Source organism: Nonlabens antarcticus (assembly GCF_015356755.1).
In the GTDB taxonomy this organism is placed as follows: Bacteria; Bacteroidota; Bacteroidia; order Flavobacteriales; family Flavobacteriaceae; genus Nonlabens; species Nonlabens antarcticus.
This window is the reverse complement of the sequence record NZ_JADFCO010000020.1, coordinates 1-243: the sequence shown is the minus strand read 5'-3', so window position 1 is coordinate 243 and position 243 is coordinate 1. Positions and strand designations below refer to the sequence as shown.

General features: G+C 47.3%; 1 protein-coding gene. It reads left to right on the top strand.

All coding sequences use genetic code 11. The features are described 5' to 3' along the window. Positions 1 to 243: DUF7507 domain-containing protein (locus IQ282_RS00085; RefSeq protein ID WP_194849921.1), on the top strand; the 243-nt coding region annotated here is incomplete at both ends.

The window sequence follows — 243 nt, the reverse complement described above, 5'->3', positions numbered from 1 at the left end:
TCGCCACACTTCCCCCAGGTCCAAGTGGCACGGACAATACGACCTTTACTGGAACCTACACGATCCAGCAATCTGATATAGATAACAGTGGAGTGACCAATCAGGCAACTGCAACTGGAACCACACCAAATGATGGAGACATCACGGATCTATCGGGATCCAGCAATGCATTGAACGACCCAACGTTTACAGATTTTGGTGATGACAATGGTATAGCGGTCATAAAGACTGGTGTCTTCAATG